This is a genomic window from Azospirillum sp. UENF 111221 (genome assembly GCF_058780625.1).
This window is the reverse complement of the sequence record NZ_JBSNCH010000003.1, coordinates 774,278-787,446: the sequence shown is the minus strand read 5'-3', so window position 1 is coordinate 787,446 and position 13,169 is coordinate 774,278. Positions and strand designations below refer to the sequence as shown.

Genomic DNA, 13,169 nt, shown 5'->3' with positions numbered 1-13,169 from the left:
GTGAAAGACAGTGACATGAAGCGAACCGAGGACTTCGTTTCATGGAAAAGCCCTATGTCATGCACGCCATTACTCCGGTAAAGGCGGTCAGTCCATTCGACATCAACATGGCGTGTGACGCCGGCTATGGCGTCCTCGTGCCTTATACCCATGTCGAGACTGGCGAAGTGCCGGGTCTTGTCCAGGATATGATTTTTTCCCGCGCTCCGGGCGACGCCAAGCGGACCGGTCTGTTCATCGCCGGCCGCGACATCCTGACGGCGCTGGACATGCTGGAGGCGGCGCGCCGGGCCATGGTCCCGCCGTTCGAGATCTCGGTCTTCGCCGATCCGTCCGGCGCCTGCACCACCGCCGCGGCGATGATCGCGAAGGTCGAGGCCCAGCTGGAGAAAGTTGGGTTGACGCTTGCCGGCTCACGGGTCGCGGTGTTCGGCGGCAAGGGGCCGGTTGGCGGCGTCGCCGCGGTGCTGGCCGCGCGTGCCGGTGCGTCCGTTCAACTGGTCGGCCATGACGGTGCGGCGTCCGTCGCCGAGCGGGCGACCTCCTACCGTCAGCGGTTCGGCGTGACGCTGAGCGCGGTCGACGGCTCGACCGATGCCCACAAGTCCGCCATTCTGGCGGAGACCGACGTGGTGCTGGCGGTTGCCCGCGCCGGCGTTCGGGTGCTGAGCCGCACGCAGATCGCCGCCACCCCGTCGGTGCGGGTGGTGGCCGACGTCAATGCCGTGCCGCCGGCCGGCGTGGAGGGGGTGGACGCCTTCAGCGACGGCGCCCCCATCGAGGGCACGGACGCCGTTGGCATCGGCGCGCTCGCCATCGGCAATGTGAAGTTCAAGACCCAGCATGGCCTGTTCAAGGCGATGCGCGAGGCGGCGAAGCCGGTCTATCTGGCCTTCGACGACGCCTTTGCCCTGGCCCGCGCCCAATGCCGGACAGCGGCGTGATCCTGGTCGCCGCCCTGTCGGGCCGGGCCATCGCCCAGGCGGTGGCGCGCACCGGGGCCATTGTCGCGACGCTGGACCAGTTCGGCGATGCCGATCTGCCGATGCCTGCCCGTTGCGTCGCCGGCGATCCCGTCGCCGGCTTCGACCGGGAGGCGTTGATCGCCGCCGCCCGGACGCTGGCTCCGCCGGGCAGCGCTCTGGTCGTCGGGTCGGGGTTCGAGCAGGCGCCCGACATGCTTGGCGCGCTGATGCAGGCCGGTCCGTACCGGCTGCTTGGCAACGGGCCGGATATCGTGCGGGCGGTCGAGGATCCGGCTGGCTTCGCCGCGCGGCTGGCGACGCTGGGCCTGGAAGACCTGGGCATCGGGCATCCGGAAACGCAGCTGGCAATGCCAGACGATGCGATCCCCGGGCACTGGCTGGTCAAACGGACGGGAGCGGCCGGGGGCTGGCATATCGTGCCCTGGGCCGGCAGTCCCTTGCCGGACGGTCATTACCTGCAACGGCGGGCAGAGGGATGGCCAACCTCCGTCGCCTTCATCGCCGACTGTACCGGCCGGTGCGAAACGGTGGCGATCAGCCGGCAATGGACCTATCCGGCGCCCGATGCGCCCTTCCGCTATGGCGGGGCGGTGCTTCCGGCCGCGGTGCCGCAGTCGCTGGCCGACCGGCTTGCGGAGGCAGCTCGGCGCATCGCCGCCGCCTTCGGGCTGGTCGGGCTGAACAGCCTGGACCTGCTGGTCGACGGCAATTCGGTGACGGTGCTGGAGGTCAACCCGCGTCTGGGGGCCACGCTCGACCTGCTCGAACGTCACCGGCTGGGCGGGGTGATGCGCGCCCATCTCGACGCTGCCGCCGGACGCGGTTGGACGTTGGGAGCGGCGCGTCCGGGCGTCATTGCCGGGGCGGTGGCCTATGCCGCCTCTGCCCTGACGGTGCCGACAGTGTTCTCCTGGCCCCCCTGGTGCGCCGACCTGCCTCGGGCCAGCAGCGCGGTGGGGGGTGGACAACCGTTGTGCAGCGTAACCGCCTGGGGCGGGGACGAGGAGGAGGCGCGTCACCGCCTGTCCTGCCGGATCAAACGCATCGTCGCGGACTGCTCGCGGCGGGCCTGCTTTGTGGAGAGAACCGCCGATGGCCTCGCTTCCCTTCAGTGTTAACCGGCTTGCCGCCCCCCTGGTCCATGCCCTGGTGGCGGACGCCGCCATGCTGCGGATCGGGGTGGAGCAGCATCCCGCCGGCTGCACCGTGATCGATGCCGGCATCGACCGGCCGGGCAGCCTGGAGGCCGGGCGCCGCATCGCCGAGATTTGCCTGGGCGGTGCCGGCAGCGTGCGCATCGCCATGGATTCCCCCTTCGTCCATTGGCCGGCGCAGGTGACGGTGACGGCCGCCGATCCGGTCCTGGCCTGCCTCGGCAGCCAATATGCGGGCTGGAGCCTGTCGGGCGAGAAATTCTCGGCCTTGGGTTCCGGTCCCGGGCGGGCCCTGGCGGTGAAGGAGCCTTTGTTCGCCGAACTCGGCTATCGCGACATGGCCGACCGCGCCGTGCTGGTGCTGGAGACGGACAAGCGGCCGCCGGTCTCGGTAGTGGAGAAGGTGGCGCGCGACTGCGGCGTGCCGGCGGAGCGCGTGACCCTGATCCTGACGCCGACCCGCAGCCCGGCCGGCATGGTCCAGATCGTCGCCCGCGTGCTGGAGGTCGGGTTGCACAAGCTGCAAGCCCTCCATTTCCCGCTGGAGCGGGTGCGCGACGGCGTCGGCTGCGCGCCGTTGCCGCCGCCGGGGCGCGATTTCGTCCAGGCGATGGGCCGGACCAACGACGCCATCCTGTTCGGCGGAACCGTCCATCTGCTGGTCGACGGTCCGGACGACGACGCGGCCGATCTGGCGGCCCGCCTGCCCAGTTCGGCCTCCGCCGACTATGGCCGACCCTTCGCCGACCTGTTTGCGGCGAGCGGCTTCGACTTCTTCAAGATCGACCCGATGCTGTTCAGCCCGGCCCGCGTCATCGTCACCGCCTTCGAGAGCGGACGGAGCTTCACCGCTGGGGCGCTGGCTCCGGCGCTGCTCGACCGTTCCTTCGGCATCGGCGGGTAGGGGAGGCCGGGGCATGGGGCGGACCCGCATCGCCATCTTCGTGGACGGCGCCGACTGGCACACCCGGCGGCTGACCGCCGCCTTCGCCCGCCGGGGTGCCAAGGCGGTTCCGGTGTCGCTCAGCGCCTGCGGCTTCAGTCCCGAAGGGCCGGCGATTCCGGGCTTCGATGGCGGACTGCCCGACGCCTGTCTGGTCCGCACCATCTCCGCCGGCAGTTTCGAGCAGGTGACGCTGCGGCTTGGCGTGCTGCATGCGCTGGCCCATGGCGGGGTGCCGGTTGCCAACACTCCCGCGGCCATCGAACGCTGCGTCGACAAGAGCGCCACCGCCTACCGGCTGGTTGCGGCCGGGGTGCCGACCCCGCGCACCTGGAGCGTCGCCGATCCGGTCCAGGCCACCGCGATCCTGGCCGCCCTCCATGGCGAGGGACGGTCTGTGGTGCTGAAGCCGCTGTTCGGGTCGCAGGGCAAGGGGCTGCGCCGGCTCGATCCCGGCATGGCTCTGCCCGGTCCGGAGGAGGTCGCGGGTGTCTACCATTTGCAGGAGTATGTCGGTGCGGCCGATGGCGGCTGGTTCGACTGGCGGGTCTTCGTGGTGAATGGGCGCCCGCTGGCCGCCATGGTCCGCCAGGGCGACCACTGGATCACCAACGTCAAGCAGGGGGCTCGCTGCCATCCCGCCAGTCCGGGCGGCATGCTGGGCGATCTGGCGGTGGTCGCCGCCGCCGCCGTCGGCGCCGATTATGCCGGGGTGGATGTGATCCGTGCGCCCGACGGCCGCTTCCTGGTGCTGGAGGTCAACAGCATGCCGGCATGGCGTGGCTTGCAGGCGGTGACGCCGGTGGACGTGGCGCAGGCGCTGGCCGATCTCGTCCTGGCCCGTCTGGCATCGGCCTCACCGGTGCCGGCAGATGCGCGGAGGGTGGGATGAGCGCCCTGCTGCCGACCCCGCTCCACGATTGCCGGGCCTTGGTGGAGGAGGCGGTGTTAACCGCCTGCCGGCTGGAGTTGATGGCGCTGAAGCCCGGCAACGTCCACATCCATGCCGACGGCCATGGGATGAGCGTGGCGCAGTTCCTCGACAGTGCCGCCGCCATCGCCCCGATCCTCGCCACACCGGGCCGCCGGGTGGGGGAGGCGATCCTGCATGCGGTCGCGGCGACGCAGGAAGTCGCCGGCTGCAACACCAATCTCGGCATCGTCCTGCTGCTGGCGCCGCTCGCCGCCGCGGCGCTGTGCCGTGACAAAGGGGAGCCGCTGCGGCTGAGGCTGGCGCGCGTGCTCGACCGGCTGAGCGTCGCCGATGCCGCCGACGCCTTCGCGGCCATCCGCCTGGCTCTGCCGGCCGGGCTGGGGGACGCCCGGCAGCATGACGTCGCCGAGGCCCCGCGTGTCGACCTGCGGGCCGCGATGACTGCGGCGGCCGGCCGCGACCTGATCGCCCGGCAGTACGCCACCGCCTTCGCCGACGTCTTAACCTTCGGCGTCGCGCGCGGACGCTCGGCCCTGCGTCGCGGCGCCAGTCCGGCGGAAGCGGCGAGCGCCATCCATCTGGGCTTCATGGCCCTGCACCCCGACACCCACATCGCCCGCAAGCATGGCGCGGCAGTGGCGGAGCGGGTGCGGGAGCAGGCGTTCCGGTTGGAACGTCGGCTATCCACCGGTCCTGCCTTTGGCGGACATCCGGCAACCGCCCACCGGCTTCTCGCTTTCGACCGTGCGCTGAAGCGCCGCGGCCTCAATCCGGGCACGTCCGCCGATCTGACGGTGGCCTGCCTGTTCGTGCTTCGGCTGGCCGGCGAGCTGCCGGCCGGACCGTTGCCGCCGGACGACAAGCGGCGGACTCTGATCGAACCAACCATCGCAAGGGATGCGCAATGTCTAAGATCGACAAGGTTATGGTCGGCGAAGCTCTGGTCGGCGACGGCAACGAGGTCGCCCACATCGATCTCATCGTCGGCCCGCGCGGCAGCGCCGCCGAGACCGCCTTCTGCCAGACCCTGACCAACCAGAAGGAAGGGGTGAACGGCCTGTTGGCCGTGCTGGCGCCGAACCTGATGGTCAAGCCCTCGACGGTCATGTTCAACAAGGTGACGATCAAGAACGCCAAGCAGGCTGTGCAGATGTTCGGCCCGGCCCAGCGCGCCGTCGCCCTGGCGGTCGCCGAATGCGTCGAGGACGGCACCATTCCGGCGGACGAGGCAGACGACCTGTTCATCTCGGTCGGCGTCTTCATCCACTGGCAGGCGGAGGACGACCGCAAAATCCAGGACTACAACCACGAGGCCACCAAGCTGGCGCTCAAGCGCGCCATCGCCGGCAGCCCGACCGCCAAGGAGATGCTGGACGGCATGGCCGCCGCGGTTCACCCCTTCGCCGCCTCCTGACCGGCAACCGGCTGACCGGAGACGAAGCGGGCGAGCGTTCCGGCGTCGAGGCGCCGGTCGTGGAGTGCGCTGGCCATCAGAACGGCATCGGTTCCGTGCCGCGCCAGCGCCTCCAAGTCCGCCGCATCGCGCACCCCGCCGGCACCCCACACCCGGATCCCCGGGCGTCGGGCCGCCAGCGTGGCGATGCGGTCGAGGTCCGGCCCCTCGCCCGAGCCGACCCGGTCCAGCGTCATGGCGATCACCCGGGAGGGCCAGAGGCCGGTGTCCTCGTGCAAAGCCGCCGGACCCAGCGGCTCGCCCCGCCGGACATCCAGCGACAGCGCCACCCGGTCCTCGCCGGTCAGCGCAAGCGCCGCCTCCAACGTCTTGCCGTCCGTCTGGCTTTCGCTGCCGATCACCAGATGCCGCAGCCCGGCATCCAGCCAGCGGCGGCAATCGTCCGCCGTCGCCAGCCCTGCATCGACCCAGAAGGCGACCTCCGGCCAGCGCGCCTGGAGAGCGGCGACGGTGGAGCGATGGTCGCCCTGCCCGCGGATCGCGTCGAGGTCGGCGACATAGCAGGCGCGGAAGGGTTGCAGCGCCAGCAGTGCCGCCACGATATCCTGCGGTGACGATCCTGCGGTCAGCGCGCTTTCGATGGGGCGGTAGCGGTCGCGCTCCCCCCGCTTGGCATGAACCACCTGCCCGCCCAGCAGGTCGATGACGGGAACGATGTCCATGGAAAACAGCCTTCGTCGGGTTCTGGTCTGCGAATATGTCACCGGCGGCGCGCTGTGCAACGGGCCGCTTCCGACCGACCTGATGGCGGAGGCCAACGCGATGGTCGCGGCCCTGGTCGGCGACCTGATCGCTCTGGATGGACTGCACGTCACGCTGTGCTGGGACAACCGCCTTTCCCCACCATCCTTTCCGCCGGAGCGGGTCGCCCTGTTCCCGGTGGCGCCGGGTGAGGAACCGGAGGCGCGCTGGCGAGCCGCGGCTGCCCTGTGCGATGTGGTCTGGCCCATTGCGCCGGAGACCGACGGGCTGCTGGGGCACGTGACCGCCCTGTTCCGCGACACCGGCCTGCCGGTGGTCGCCTGTGCTCCCGACGCCATCGCTTTGGCGTCGTCGAAGACGGCGACGGCGGCCCGGCTGGCCGCCCACGGCATCGCGACCGTTCCCACCGTTCCCTTCGGCGCCCTACCGCCGCCCGCCGCCCGCCATGTGGTGAAGCCGGACGACGGCGCCGGTTGCCTCGACACCTTCATCGTCGACGACATCGCCAATTGGAGGCCGCCGCACGCCGGCCGCTGGATCGTCCAGCCGCTGATCGAAGGCGAGCCGTGCAGCCTGTCCATGCTGGTCGATGGTGCCGGCGGGGTCAGGCTGCTCGGCTGCAACCGCCAGAAGGTGGAGCGTGGGAGCGGCAGCTTCTCCTTCCATGGCGTCGATGTCGGGGCAATGGAGCACCGCCGCGCCGCCTGGGAACCGCTGGCACGTGCCATTGCCGCCGCGATCCCGGGCTTGCGCGGCTATGTCGCCGTGGACCTCATCGACCGGCCGGATGACCCGGATTCGAACGGCCCTGTGGTGGTGGAGGTGAATCCGCGGCTGTCCGTCGGCTATTCCGGCCTGTCGCGGGTGCTGGGCTGGAACCCGGCGGGCGACATCCTGGTTCTGTTCCACACCAGATCGGCCGATGCCGGCCGGGAGGATGCGCATGCTTGACACCCGTGGAACGGACTCCCGTGGAGTGCCCCCCAGTGGAACAGTGGTGATCGGTTGGGACATCGGCGGTGCCCATCTCAAGGCCGCCTGGGCGGAGGATGGCAGGTTGCGCGATGCCGTGCAGGTGCCCTGCCGGCTCTGGCAAGGGCTGGGCGAGCTGGACACGGCGCTGTCAACAGTGTTGGAACGTTTGCCGGCCGATGCCGACCATGTGGTGACGATGACGGGCGAACTGGTCGACCTGTTCAACGACCGCACCCAGGGCGTGCACACGCTGATCGACCGCATCGCCGCGGCCGTGCCGCCGGGACGGCTGCGTGTCTATGCCGGGCGGCGCGGGCTGCTGTCGCCGCAGGAGGCGCGTGGGCAGGTGATGGACGTGGCGTCGGCCAACTGGATGGCGACCGCCGCCGTGGTCGCCAAGCGCCTGCCGGCGGCGCTGCTGGTCGACATGGGCAGCACCACCACCGACATCGTGCCGGTGTGCGACGGCGCGGTGGTGGCGCGCGGCGTCACCGATCATGACCGGATGGCGGTGGAGGAACTGCTCTATACCGGGCTGACCCGCACGGCGGTGATGGCGATGGAGCGCACCGCCCTGGTCGCTGGCGAGCGGTTGCCGATGATGGCCGAGTATTTCGCCACCAGCGCCGACCTCTACCGCGTGCTGGGCCGGCTGGACGAGGCTGCGGACCAACACCCGGCGGCTGACAATGGAGCCAAGACGGTCGAGGCCAGCCTGCGCCGTCTGGCCCGCATGGTCGGCCATGATGCCGGCGATTACGATCCGGCGGTCTGGCGGGCGATGGCCGGCGATCTGGTCGAACGCCAGCTGCGCTGCATCCATGATGCCGCCTCGCGGGTGCTGTCCGCCGGTGCGCCGCCCCTGCCGCAGGATGCGCCCGTGGTCGGGGCCGGTGTCGGGCGTGCCGTGGTGACGGAGGTGGCCTCCCGGCTTGGCCGCCCCTGCGTGGATTTCTGCGATGTGGTGGGTGCCCCCGGTCAGGGTTGGGTCGCAAGCTGCGCTCCCGCCGCGGCCATGGCACTGCTGGGCTGAGGAAACCGGGATGAGCCGCGCCTTCGTCAAGGAAAGCGATGCCGAGACCGAGGGGCCGCTGCCCCAGGTCAACGGGCCGCTGCATGTGTCCGCCGCCACCGTCGCCGCTTGGCAGGAGGAACTTGCCGCGGCCGACGCCGAGGTCGCGCAGTTGCGCGGCTCGGATGCACCGGAGGACCGGCAGGCGATGAGCAGCGCCAAGCGGCGCGCCGACCTGTTGCGCGCCCGGCTGGCCGCCGCCGTGGTGGTGCGCCCATCCGGCCCGGCTGAGGAAGCCGGCTTCGGCTCCGTCGTCGTCGCCGAGGATGAGACCGGGCGCCGGTGGACCTTCACACTGGTCGGCGGGGAAGAGGCCGACCCCGCTGACGGCCGCATCAGCTGGCAATCCCCGTTGGGCGAGGCGCTGGTCGGCGGACGGGTCGGCGACGTGGTGGAATGGCCGCGCCGGGGTAAAGCCCTGTCCCTCACCATCCGTTCGGTCTCGCCGAACTGAGCGGTTACAGATGTTTCAAGAAATTCTACTGTATAGGCGACAAATTCTGGCCAATCCGCGACTGATCCTGAAAATTAGATTCAGTAGACAAGTGTAAATAATCTGTCATAAACTGTGTCCATCAACTGAAAAAATCTTGGACAGTTCGGGATAATCCCCAGAACAGCCGGCACTGTTCAATACAGTGGTTCCGGTCTCGAAGAATCGTGTCTTTGAACAGGGAAGAGAGGGCACAGATGAAGACGCTTTTCCGCTCCGCGCTGCTCGCGGGCATGGTTGCGATGGCTCCTATGACCGCTTTGGCTCAATCCGGCTCAGCTCAACCGCTCGCCCATTGGCCGGCGGAGGCGGCGGCGAGCCTCAAGGCGCTGGTGTCCGCAAATGCCGGCAAGGGCGCCTATGCGGTGTTCGATGCCGACAACACGCTGTACCGCTACGACCTCGAGGAATCCCTGCTGCCCTATCTGGAGCGCAAGGGCGCGCTGTCGCGCGAGAGCATGGATCCGTCCTTGAAGATCATTCCGTTCAAGGACGTGAATGGACACAAGGAGAGCCTCAACAGCTACTATTACCGGCTGTGCGAGATCGACGATCAGGTGTGCTATCCGTGGGTGGCGCAGATCTTCTCCGGCTTCACCCTGGCCCAGTTGAAGGGCTTCGTCGACGAGATGCTGGCCGACGGCAAGCCGATCCCCGCTACCTACTATGACGGCGACGCGGTCAAGACCGTCGAGGTCAGCCCGCCCAGATTCTACACCGGCCAGCAGGAACTGGTGAACCATCTGGCCGCCAATGGGATCGACGTCTATGTGGTGACCGCCGCCAGCGAGGAACTGGTCCGGATGGTCCTGTCCGATCCCAAGTATGGCTACAACGTCAAGCCGCAGAACGTCATCGGCGTCACCATGCTGCTGAAGAACCGCTCCACCGGCGAGGTGACCACGGCACGCAAGCTGATCGCCGAGGGGAAATACGACTGGGCAAAGACGATGGACCTGGAACTCGGCACTTATCTGTGGGCGCCGCTGACCTGGTTCGCCGGCAAGCACGCGGCGATCATCACCTACATCGACCAATGGAAGAAGCCGGTGCTGGTGGCGGGAGACACGCCGACCAGCGACGGCTACATGCTGCTGCATTCCACCGATGCGGCGAATGGCGGCTTGCGGGTGTGGGTCAACCGCAAGGACAAGTATATGAAGCAGATCAAGCAGATGTGGGAAACCGCCGCCGCGGGCCAAGCGGCCCAGAACCTGCCGGTCCTCGCCGACCGGAACTGGGTCGTTGTCCAGCCGAACGATATCCAGTGACATCGGCGGCCCATGCCCGCCATCGTCCAAAACAGGAAGGCCCCGACCGTGAAACCGGCCGGGGCCTTGGTTTTTTTCCAGCACCCGCGCCGGTCTTCGCCGGCTTAGCCGCCATCCAGCGCGCGCAGCAGCGGGCGGATCTTCACCATCATCTCGTCATGCTCGCCGCCGGGATCGGAATCGGCGACGATCCCGCCGCCGGCCTGGGCGATGACGCGGTTGGGCGTGACGGTCAGGGTGCGGATGACGATGCTGCTGTCCATCGCCCCGTCGAAGCCGATCCAAGCCACCGATCCGCAATAGGCGCCGCGCCGAGAGGCTTCCAGCTCATCGATGATCTCCATGGCGCGTATCTTGGGCGCGCCGGTGATCGAGCCGCCGGGGAAGGTGGCGCGCAGCAGATCGACCGGCCCCAGCCCCGGCTTCAGTTGTCCTTCGATCACCGACACCAGATGATGGACGGAGGCGAAGCGCTCCACCCCGCACAGGACCGGCACCCTGACGCTGCCGATGCGTGCCACGCGGCCGATGTCGTTGCGCAGCAGGTCAGTGATCATCAGGTTCTCGGCCCGGTCCTTGATGCTGTGTTCAAGCTCGCGGGCGAACGCCTCGTCTTCCTCCGCCGTGGCGCCGCGCGGGCGGGTTCCCTTGATCGGACGGGTTTCCATGCGGCCGTCGGCGTCGAGCCGGATGAAGCGCTCCGGCGAGGCGCTGGCCAGACCGGTGCCGCCGGGCAGCGACAGGCACGCCGCGAAGGGGGCGGGGCTACGCGTCAGCAGGCGGCGGTAGAGGTCGAGCACCGACAGCTCCGCCGGCCGGTCGGCCAGGAAGCGCCCGGTGAAGTTGGCCTGGAAGATGTCGCCCGCGCAGATGTACTCCAGCACCCGCTCCACCCGGCGGCAATACTCGTCGCGCGCGATCTCGGGCCGCCAGGGCGCGGTGACCGGGTTGGGCGGCGGCAAATCGTCGGGCGCCGCTGCCAGCGCATCGGCAAAGGACTGAAGGCGGTTTGCCGCTCTGAGGCGGCGATGGACCGGGCTGCGTTCGGGGAAGCCATTGGACAGAATCCAACCGCGCCGCTCCCGTTCATCGAACACGATGACCGTGTCGTAGAAACCGAAAGCCATGTCGGGCAGGCCGCTGTCGTCGCCATGCCGTGCCGGCAGCCGTTCCAGCACCTGTCCCAACTCATAGCCGAGGAAGCCGACGGCGCCACCGGCGAAGGGAATGGGCAGGCCGGCGGGAAGGGGCAGGCGATGGGCGTCCAGTTCCCGTTCGAGCACCGTGAACGGATCGCCAGTAACCGGTTCGCCATCCACCGTGACGAAGCCGCCGCGCGCTTCGACCGTTCGGAAGGGATCGACGGCGACGATGCTCCATCGGCCTCGACCGCCCGCTTCCGCGGCGCTGTGCAGAAGTGTGGCGAAAGGCTGGCCGGACCAGGGCGCGAAGGCGGCGACCGGATCGTGGTAGGGAATGTCGCGGATCAGCAACGGGCACTCGTCGCCCGCGCTCTCCCCCGTGGGGAGGTCGAAGACAAGGCCGTCATGCGGCATGCGTCATGCTCCGGTGCCAGGGAGGAGGGATTTGACCCAGAAGCGAAGGGGTTTGGCGGTTTCCTCCCGGTCGCAGGAGTCGCACCAGGACAGGGTGCCGCCGATGTCCGGCTCCAGCCGGTAGCCAAGCCGCCGCCATGCGGCATCCGGCGTCCGGTAGGTTTTCGGGCGGCGGGGATGGTCGGTGGAACGCACGATCTCACCGAAGGCGGCGGAGGCGAAACGGCCATCGACGCGGATATGGGATTCGCCGATCTCGAGCAGGGCTGTCCCGACACCCCGCCCGCGGTGTGAGGGCAGGACCACCACCTCGCCGAAATAGAAGATCGCGCCCGGGTCGCGGCCGGCATGGGTGAAGGGATCGCTCAAGGCGTCCAGTTCCTGGTCGAGCGGCGCGCCGGTGACCGCCGCGACCATGCGGTTGCGGTCGAAGGCGGCGAGGATGAGCCCGCCCGGCAGGCTGCCGAGCCCGGAAAGATACAGCTCCTCATACGCTGCCGATCCGCGATAGAGGTAGGGGAATTCGCCCAGCACCGCCAGCCGCAGGGCGGCCAGCTCCTCCAGCCGGTCGGCCAGGGCGACGCCGGCCAGCCGCTCCACCTGCATCCCGCTCGGCCCTGTGCGACCCTCCTGTGCATCGGCATGCCGCCGCCGCCCGTGAGGAGGCAGGGGCCGCGCCGGAAGAGCGGCGGCGGAGCCCCCTTCCGGAAGAGCCCCCGCGCTCACCGTGCCGGCACCGGCAGGAACCGGCGCAGGAACGCGAAGCGTACCGGGCGCGGAGCGGCGGCGGTCTGGCCGAAGCTCTGGGTGATGCGGTCGAGGATGATCGCCAGCAGAACGACGCTGAGCCCGCTTTCGAAGCCGAGCGCGATGTCCAGCCGCTGGATCCCCTGCAACACGACATTGCCCAGGCCGCCGGCACCGATCATCGAGGCGATGACGATCATCGACAGCGCCATCATCATGGTCTGGTTCACCCCGGCCATGATCGAGGGCAGGGCGTTCGGCAGCTGTACCTTGAACAGAAGCTGGCGGTCATGGCAGCCGAAGGCCTTGCCGGCCTCCACGATCTCGGCCGGAACCTGCTGGATGCCGAGCGAGGTCAGGCGCACGGCCGGCGGCATGGCAAAGATCACGGTGGCGAGGATGCCCGGCACGCGGCCCAGACCGAAGAACATCACCGCCGGGATCAGATAGACGAAGGCCGGCATGGTCTGCATGAAGTCCAGCGTGGTGCGGACGATGCTCTCGACCACGCGGTTGCGCGCCATCCACACGCCGAGCGGCACGCCGATCAGCAGGCTGAGCAGGGTGGCGGTCAGGACCAGCCCCAGAGTGGAGGCGGTCTCCGTCCACAGCCCCATGCCGGCGATCAGCGACAGGGCGGCGACCGTGAAGACGGCGAAGCCGGTGCCGACGCGCCAGAGGGACGTCGCGACGATCAGCCCGATCAGCAGCCACGCGGGCGCTCCCACCAGCACGAAGTCGATGGCGGCGCCGAAGCCGTTCACCACCGTCGCGATCGCGTCGAAGGTCGGCTGGAAATGGTCGAGCATGAAGGTGACCAGTTCCTCGACCCATTTGCCGATTCTGATTTCAAAATCCATCG

At 69.2% G+C, this 13,169-nt stretch carries 14 protein-coding genes; 10 read left to right on the top strand and 4 right to left on the bottom strand.

What is annotated here, in order from left to right; genetic code table 11:
• The first annotated feature begins 41 nt into the window (after positions 1-41).
• Genes ACWPN3_RS11710 through fae form a run of 6 tightly spaced genes read left to right on the top strand, consistent with a single transcriptional unit; the run spans position 42 to position 5,431 of the window.
• Positions 42-944: an NAD(P)-dependent methylenetetrahydromethanopterin dehydrogenase gene (locus ACWPN3_RS11710; protein WP_492261399.1), complete on the top strand. Its 903-nt coding sequence runs from the start codon at positions 42-44 to the stop codon at positions 942-944.
• The gene (locus tag ACWPN3_RS11705) at positions 926-2,104 is read left to right on the top strand and encodes an ATP-grasp domain-containing protein (RefSeq protein WP_492261398.1); all 1,179 of its coding nucleotides are present in this window, start codon (positions 926-928) and stop codon (positions 2,102-2,104) included. The genes ACWPN3_RS11710 and ACWPN3_RS11705 overlap by 19 nt, the downstream gene beginning before the upstream one ends.
• On the top strand, positions 2,079-3,044 hold the full coding sequence (gene mch / locus ACWPN3_RS11700) for a methenyltetrahydromethanopterin cyclohydrolase (protein ID WP_492242919.1): 966 nt from the start codon (positions 2,079-2,081) through the stop codon (positions 3,042-3,044). Before ACWPN3_RS11705 ends, mch begins: the two co-directional genes overlap by 26 nt.
• 13 nt (positions 3,045-3,057) lie before the next feature.
• Positions 3,058-3,975, top strand: coding sequence for an ATP-grasp domain-containing protein (locus ACWPN3_RS11695; protein ID WP_492242918.1), 918 nt, complete (start codon positions 3,058-3,060; stop codon positions 3,973-3,975).
• Entirely contained in the window at positions 3,972-5,048 is a 1,077-nt protein-coding gene (locus ACWPN3_RS11690; RefSeq protein WP_492242917.1) for a triphosphoribosyl-dephospho-CoA synthase, read from the top strand. The genes ACWPN3_RS11695 and ACWPN3_RS11690 overlap by 4 nt, the downstream gene beginning before the upstream one ends.
• A complete protein-coding gene (gene fae, locus ACWPN3_RS11685; protein ID WP_244592669.1) occupies positions 4,943-5,431 on the top strand; it encodes a formaldehyde-activating enzyme in 489 nt (162 codons plus the stop codon). Before ACWPN3_RS11690 ends, fae begins: the two co-directional genes overlap by 106 nt.
• Here the strand turns inward: fae and ACWPN3_RS11680 are convergent.
• On the bottom strand, positions 5,410-6,153 hold the full coding sequence (locus ACWPN3_RS11680; protein ID WP_492242916.1) for a HisA/HisF-related TIM barrel protein: 744 nt from the start codon (positions 6,151-6,153) through the stop codon (positions 5,410-5,412). The genes fae and ACWPN3_RS11680 overlap by 22 nt on opposite strands.
• On the opposite strand from ACWPN3_RS11680, the gene ACWPN3_RS11675 reads away from it, so the two are divergent.
• From ACWPN3_RS11675 to ACWPN3_RS11660, 4 genes are all read left to right on the top strand, one after another.
• On the top strand, positions 6,152-7,144 hold the full coding sequence (locus ACWPN3_RS11675) for an ATP-grasp domain-containing protein (protein ID WP_492242915.1): 993 nt from the start codon (positions 6,152-6,154) through the stop codon (positions 7,142-7,144). The two genes, ACWPN3_RS11680 and ACWPN3_RS11675, sit on opposite strands and share 2 nt — an antisense overlap.
• The gene (locus tag ACWPN3_RS11670) at positions 7,137-8,201 is read left to right on the top strand and encodes a hydantoinase/oxoprolinase family protein (protein ID WP_492242914.1); all 1,065 of its coding nucleotides are present in this window, start codon (positions 7,137-7,139) and stop codon (positions 8,199-8,201) included. Before ACWPN3_RS11675 ends, ACWPN3_RS11670 begins: the two co-directional genes overlap by 8 nt.
• A gap of 10 nt (positions 8,202-8,211) precedes the next feature.
• Positions 8,212-8,694, top strand: a complete 483-nt coding sequence (locus tag ACWPN3_RS11665) for a GreA/GreB family elongation factor (RefSeq protein ID WP_492242913.1) — start codon at positions 8,212-8,214, stop codon at positions 8,692-8,694.
• A gap of 236 nt (positions 8,695-8,930) precedes the next feature.
• Positions 8,931-10,004 carry an HAD family hydrolase gene (locus ACWPN3_RS11660; protein WP_492242912.1) on the top strand — a complete coding sequence of 358 codons (1,074 nt, stop codon included), beginning with the start codon at positions 8,931-8,933 and terminating at the stop codon, positions 10,002-10,004.
• A gap of 104 nt (positions 10,005-10,108) precedes the next feature.
• Here ACWPN3_RS11660 and pabB read toward each other — a convergent pair whose 3' ends face one another.
• From pabB to ACWPN3_RS11645, 3 genes are all read right to left on the bottom strand, one after another.
• Positions 10,109-11,560 (bottom strand): aminodeoxychorismate synthase component I, encoded by a 1,452-nt coding sequence (gene pabB, locus ACWPN3_RS11655; protein WP_492242911.1) that lies wholly within the window; start codon positions 11,558-11,560, stop codon positions 10,109-10,111.
• Positions 11,561-11,563: 3 nt separating this feature from the next.
• The gene (locus ACWPN3_RS11650; protein WP_492242910.1) at positions 11,564-12,166 is read right to left on the bottom strand and encodes a GNAT family N-acetyltransferase; all 603 of its coding nucleotides are present in this window, start codon (positions 12,164-12,166) and stop codon (positions 11,564-11,566) included.
• 116 nt (positions 12,167-12,282) lie between these two features.
• Entirely contained in the window at positions 12,283-13,167 is an 885-nt protein-coding gene (locus ACWPN3_RS11645; protein WP_492242909.1) for an ABC transporter permease, read from the bottom strand.
• Positions 13,168-13,169: the final 2 nt, after the last annotated feature.

What these genes read in the sequence shown, in the direction of transcription:
- ACWPN3_RS11695 (WP_492242918.1), top strand. Translation starts at nt 3,058, where the DNA reads ATGGGGCGGACCCGCATCGCCATCTTCGTGGACGGCGCCGACTGGCAC.
- ACWPN3_RS11710 (WP_492261399.1), top strand. Translation starts at nt 42, where the DNA reads ATGGAAAAGCCCTATGTCATGCACGCCATTACTCCGGTAAAGGCGGTC.
- ACWPN3_RS11675 (WP_492242915.1), top strand. Translation starts at nt 6,152, where the DNA reads ATGGAAAACAGCCTTCGTCGGGTTCTGGTCTGCGAATATGTCACCGGC.
- ACWPN3_RS11690 (WP_492242917.1), top strand. Translation starts at nt 3,972, where the DNA reads ATGAGCGCCCTGCTGCCGACCCCGCTCCACGATTGCCGGGCCTTGGTG.
- ACWPN3_RS11645 (WP_492242909.1), bottom strand. Translation starts at nt 13,167, where the DNA reads ATGGATTTTGAAATCAGAATCGGCAAATGGGTCGAGGAACTGGTCACC.
- ACWPN3_RS11660 (WP_492242912.1), top strand. Translation starts at nt 8,931, where the DNA reads ATGAAGACGCTTTTCCGCTCCGCGCTGCTCGCGGGCATGGTTGCGATG.
- ACWPN3_RS11680 (WP_492242916.1), bottom strand. Translation starts at nt 6,153, where the DNA reads ATGGACATCGTTCCCGTCATCGACCTGCTGGGCGGGCAGGTGGTTCAT.
- mch (WP_492242919.1), top strand. Translation starts at nt 2,079, where the DNA reads ATGGCCTCGCTTCCCTTCAGTGTTAACCGGCTTGCCGCCCCCCTGGTC.
- ACWPN3_RS11650 (WP_492242910.1), bottom strand. Translation starts at nt 12,166, where the DNA reads ATGCAGGTGGAGCGGCTGGCCGGCGTCGCCCTGGCCGACCGGCTGGAG.
- ACWPN3_RS11670 (WP_492242914.1), top strand. Translation starts at nt 7,137, where the DNA reads ATGCTTGACACCCGTGGAACGGACTCCCGTGGAGTGCCCCCCAGTGGA.
- ACWPN3_RS11705 (WP_492261398.1), top strand. Translation starts at nt 926, where the DNA reads ATGCCGGACAGCGGCGTGATCCTGGTCGCCGCCCTGTCGGGCCGGGCC.
- pabB (WP_492242911.1), bottom strand. Translation starts at nt 11,560, where the DNA reads ATGCCGCATGACGGCCTTGTCTTCGACCTCCCCACGGGGGAGAGCGCG.
- fae (WP_244592669.1), top strand. Translation starts at nt 4,943, where the DNA reads ATGGTCGGCGAAGCTCTGGTCGGCGACGGCAACGAGGTCGCCCACATC.
- ACWPN3_RS11665 (WP_492242913.1), top strand. Translation starts at nt 8,212, where the DNA reads ATGAGCCGCGCCTTCGTCAAGGAAAGCGATGCCGAGACCGAGGGGCCG.